Source organism: Streptomyces sp. NPDC059455 (assembly GCF_042750115.1).
Classification (GTDB): Bacteria; Actinomycetota; Actinomycetes; order Streptomycetales; family Streptomycetaceae; genus Streptomyces; species Streptomyces endocoffeicus.
This window is the reverse complement of the sequence record NZ_JBHYVB010000326.1, coordinates 5,004-9,014: the sequence shown is the minus strand read 5'-3', so window position 1 is coordinate 9,014 and position 4,011 is coordinate 5,004. Positions and strand designations below refer to the sequence as shown.

Genomic DNA, 4,011 nt, shown 5'->3' with positions numbered 1-4,011 from the left:
GGCAGCCGTCCGACCCCGGCCCCGGCCGCCCCGGCGACCCCGGCCCCCGGCCCGGACCCGGCTCCGACCGGCGCCCCCGCCGGAGCGGCTCCCGCCGGTGGATCGCCGCGCGCCACCCGGTCGTCGGGCCGTCCGATCAGCCAGTCGCGGCTGGGGACGACAAGACCCGCCGGGGTGAACGCGATCTTCCGCAGCTCCGCATGGCTCCCGGAGTCCTTGCGCCACAGCCCGCTGACGATGTCCACCGCCTCCTGTGGGGTGGCGGCGAACTCCAGCCCCGCGTAGACGGGCGCGCATGCGTCCAGGCCCAGGTCCTGGGCGGTCAGCCGGCGTCCCAGCCGCCGGGTGAACACCTCGGCGATCAGCGCCGGGGTGGTGCCGCGCGGCTGCTGTCCGCGCAGCCACCGTGTCACCGATGTCTTGTCGTACCGCAGGTCCAGGCCGTGCTCCAGTCCGAGCTGGTCCACCCGCCGGGCGAGCCCGGCGTTGGAGAAGCCCGCCTCTGCGATGAGCGCGGCGAGCTGACGATTGGGAATGCGCTGCGGGGGTCGTTCCGTCATCAGCCTGCCGGTCTCCCTGATCGCTCTGTGGAACGGCGCGAATGTAACCGCCGCTCGAGGGCTGATCGCGGCCGTCCGGCGGCATTCATCCGATCGTGTGAGAACGAGCCGGGTGCGGACGTAAGGGGACACGGTCGTACAGTGGCGGGGGCGCCGCCGCGAGGCTCCGCCACCCCATTCGACGCGGGTCGAGAAGGAGCTTGCCGTGACCGCCGTGACCACGTCTTCCCCGGGGTCGGCCCCCGGTTCACCGGCACTGGCTTACGTCCACCTGGGCTTCGGCGCGGATGCCGTGGACTACGAGGAGGCGTGGCAGGAGCAACGCCGGGTGCACGCCGCCCGCTTCGCGGACGAGATCCCCGACACCTGCCTGCTGCTGGAGCACCCCCCGGTCTACACGGCGGGGCGGCGCACGGCCGACAGTGAGCGCCCGCTGGACGGCACCCCGGTGGTGGACGTGGACCGCGGCGGCAAGATCACCTGGCATGGCCCTGGCCAGCTGGTCGGCTATCCGATCCTCAAGCTGCCGCGCCCGGTGGACGTCATCGCGCATGTCCGCCGCCTGGAGGACGCGCTGCTGCGCACCTGTGCGGAGTTCGGTCTGGAGACCACCCGGGTGGAGGGCCGCAGCGGGGTGTGGGTGCTGGGCGACCCGGTGGACCAGCGCCCCGCGCTCGGCGGGCTGAAGCTGGACTTCGACCCGCGGCTGGAGGACGAGGAGTTCGACGCGCGGCTGAACGGGCCGGAGTACGCCCCGTCCAACGCCGGGCAGCGCCGCGAGGACCGCAAGCTGGCCGCCATCGGGGTGCGGATCGCCAAGGGCGTGACGATGCACGGCTTCTCGCTCAACTGCAATCCGGACAACACCTGGTTCGACCGGATCGTGCCGTGCGGCATCCGGGACGCGGGTGTGACCTCGCTCTCGGAGGAGCTGGGCCGGGATGTGCCGATCGCCGAGGTGCTGCCGGTGGTCGAGCGGCATCTGCGGGACGTCCTGGAGGCCTCCGTCCCGCTGCCGCGAGCGGTCTGACCTCCTGGGCCGTTCCGGATCGTTCCCGATCGTTTCCAACCATTCCGGGACGGCCCTTGCGGGAATGCGTCCTCGCGGCGTTCGGTTGCCCTGGACGTAAATCCGTACGAACCACGGGCGTACCCTGGTGACCGCCGACGATTCGAAAGTCCGCCGGCAAACTCGCCACGCCGAGCCGCCAAGCAGAGTCAAGCAAAGAGGAGTGCCGGACGTGTCCGCAGTCGCACCCGACGGACGCAAGATGCTGCGCCTGGAGGTCCGGAACAGCCAGACCCCCATCGAGCGCAAGCCCGAGTGGATCAAGACCCGGGCGAAGATGGGCCCCGAGTACACCGAGCTGCACGGCCTGGTGAAGCGGGAGGGCCTGCACACCGTGTGCCAGGAGGCGGGCTGTCCGAACATCTATGAGTGCTGGGAGGACCGCGAGGCGACCTTCCTCATCGGCGGCGACCAGTGCACCCGGCGCTGCGACTTCTGCCAGATCGACACCGGCAAGCCGCAGGCGCTGGACCGCGACGAGCCGCGCCGGGTGGCCGAATCCGTACGCACCATGGAGCTGAAGTACGCCACCATCACCGGCGTGGCCCGTGACGATCTGGAGGACGGCGGCGCCTGGCTCTACGCGGAGACCGTGCGCCAGATCCACTCCCTGATGCCGGACACCGGTGTGGAGCTGCTGATCCCGGACTTCAACGCGGTCCCCGAGCAGCTCGCCGAGGTCTTCTCGGCCCGACCCGAGGTGCTCGCGCACAACGTCGAGACGGTGCCGCGGATCTTCAAGCGCATCCGCCCCGGCTTCCGTTACGAGCGCTCGCTCGAGGTGATCACCAAGGCGCGCGAGGCCGGTCTGGTCACCAAGTCCAACCTGATCCTGGGCATGGGCGAGGAGCGCGCGGAGATCAGCCAGGCGCTCCAGGACCTCCATGACGCGGGCTGCGAGCTGATCACCATCACCCAGTACCTGCGGCCGTCCCCGCGCCACCACCCCGTGGAGCGCTGGGTCAAGCCCCAGGAGTTCGTGGAGCTCAAGGAGGAGGCGGACGAGATCGGTTACGCGGGCGTCATGTCCGGCCCGCTGGTCCGCTCCTCGTACCGCGCCGGCCGTCTGTACCAGCAGGCCATCGAGCGGCGCAATGTCGCGGTGACTTCTCAGGCCGGCTGACTCTCCGTCGTCGCTCCGCCGTCACGTTCCGTCGGCGGTCGGTTGTGTGAGCAACACGCTGTGTGATTGCGAGCACACACGGATTCGAGGGCTTCGAGAACGCCGCAGGTCAAGAGCGGAATACGGGCCGCAGCAGGGCTTCATCGGTGTTTGACCGGCCAGTCACGCACTGGTAACACCATTGGGTAACGATTAAGCCACGCACTGCTTATACGTTGTGCGTAGCGATCATCCGCCGCTTCCGAGGGGTACTCATGCCGGCTGCGCCCGTACGCCCGTCCGTCACCGACGCGCTCCTCGCCCTGGAGGGTCTGCTGCTGCGCGGCGGGCAGCGCACCGCCCGCCGCAACGCCTGGACGGCCGTGCTCGAGGACCGGCGCCGGGCCAAGGACCGGAACGAGGCCGAACACGTGCTGGAGGCCGTGTCCACCGGGGCTTCCCAGGCCACGTAAACTTCGCTGTATGGCGAGGAAGGAAACATCCGAGAACCCCGGGCGTCTGAAGCAGATCGCCCTGACCTACAAGATGACCAAGCGGGTCGACCCGAAGGTCACACTTGTCGTCGCCGGCGTGGGGATTGTCACCTTCGGTGTCCTTCTCGCGATCGGCTTCTGGATCGGTCACCCGATCTTCCTGGGCATCCTGGGCTTCGTCCTGGCCTTCCTCGCGATGGCGATCATTTTCGGCCGCCGCGCCGAACGGGCCGCCTTCGGACAGATGGAGGGCCAGCCGGGCGCGGCGGCGGCGGTGCTGGAGAACGTGGGCCGCGGCTGGTCGGTCACCCCCGCGGTGGCGATGAACCGCAGCCAGGACGTCATCCACCGCGCGGTGGGCAAGGCGGGCGTCGTGCTGGTCGCCGAGGGCAACCCGAACCGGCTCAAGGGCATGCTGGCCGCCGAGAAGAAGAAGATGGCGCGCATCGTCGCGGAGGTCCCGGTCCACGATGTGATCGTCGGCTCCGGCGAGGGCCAGGTCGAGATCAAGAAGCTCCGCACCACGCTGCTGAAGCTCCCCCGGGTGCTGCCGGGCGCACAGGTCACGGTGGTGAACGACCGGCTGCGCGCGCTGGGCGACCTGATGAGCAACATGCCGATTCCGAAGGGCCCGATGCCCAAGGGGATGCGGATGCCGAAGGGGCGCTGAGCGCCTCCCGCACCGAAACGGACACAATACGGGGGGGCGCGGCCGGCCGCCCGGCCGCCGCGGGCGCTTGGGCGCGGCGCGGGGGGTGAGGTCGACCGCCGCGGGCGCGGTGGTGA

At 70.3% G+C, this 4,011-nt stretch carries 4 protein-coding genes and 1 pseudogene; 4 read left to right on the top strand and 1 reads right to left on the bottom strand.

The annotated features are described in order from the left end of the window. A pseudogene (locus tag ACFXB5_RS50975) lies at nt 1-560 on the bottom strand (regulator); the annotation flags it as partial. Nucleotides 561-765: 205 nt separating this feature from the next. Here ACFXB5_RS50975 and lipB point away from each other — a divergent pair. From lipB to ACFXB5_RS50955, 4 genes are all read left to right on the top strand, one after another. After that, nucleotides 766-1,590 carry a lipoyl(octanoyl) transferase LipB gene (gene lipB / locus ACFXB5_RS50970; RefSeq protein ID WP_385222266.1) on the top strand — a complete coding sequence of 275 codons (825 nt, stop codon included), beginning with the start codon at nt 766-768 and terminating at the stop codon, nt 1,588-1,590. A gap of 211 nt (nt 1,591-1,801) precedes the next feature. Next, on the top strand, nt 1,802-2,752 hold the full coding sequence (gene lipA / locus ACFXB5_RS50965) for a lipoyl synthase (RefSeq protein ID WP_385222263.1): 951 nt from the start codon (nt 1,802-1,804) through the stop codon (nt 2,750-2,752). A gap of 254 nt (nt 2,753-3,006) precedes the next feature. After that, nucleotides 3,007-3,204, top strand: coding sequence for a hypothetical protein (locus ACFXB5_RS50960; RefSeq protein ID WP_385222260.1), 198 nt, complete (start codon nt 3,007-3,009; stop codon nt 3,202-3,204). A 10-nt stretch (nt 3,205-3,214) separates the two neighbouring features. Next, on the top strand, nt 3,215-3,895 hold the full coding sequence (locus tag ACFXB5_RS50955) for a DUF4191 domain-containing protein (RefSeq protein ID WP_201856948.1): 681 nt from the start codon (nt 3,215-3,217) through the stop codon (nt 3,893-3,895). Nucleotides 3,896-4,011 lie beyond the last annotated feature (116 nt).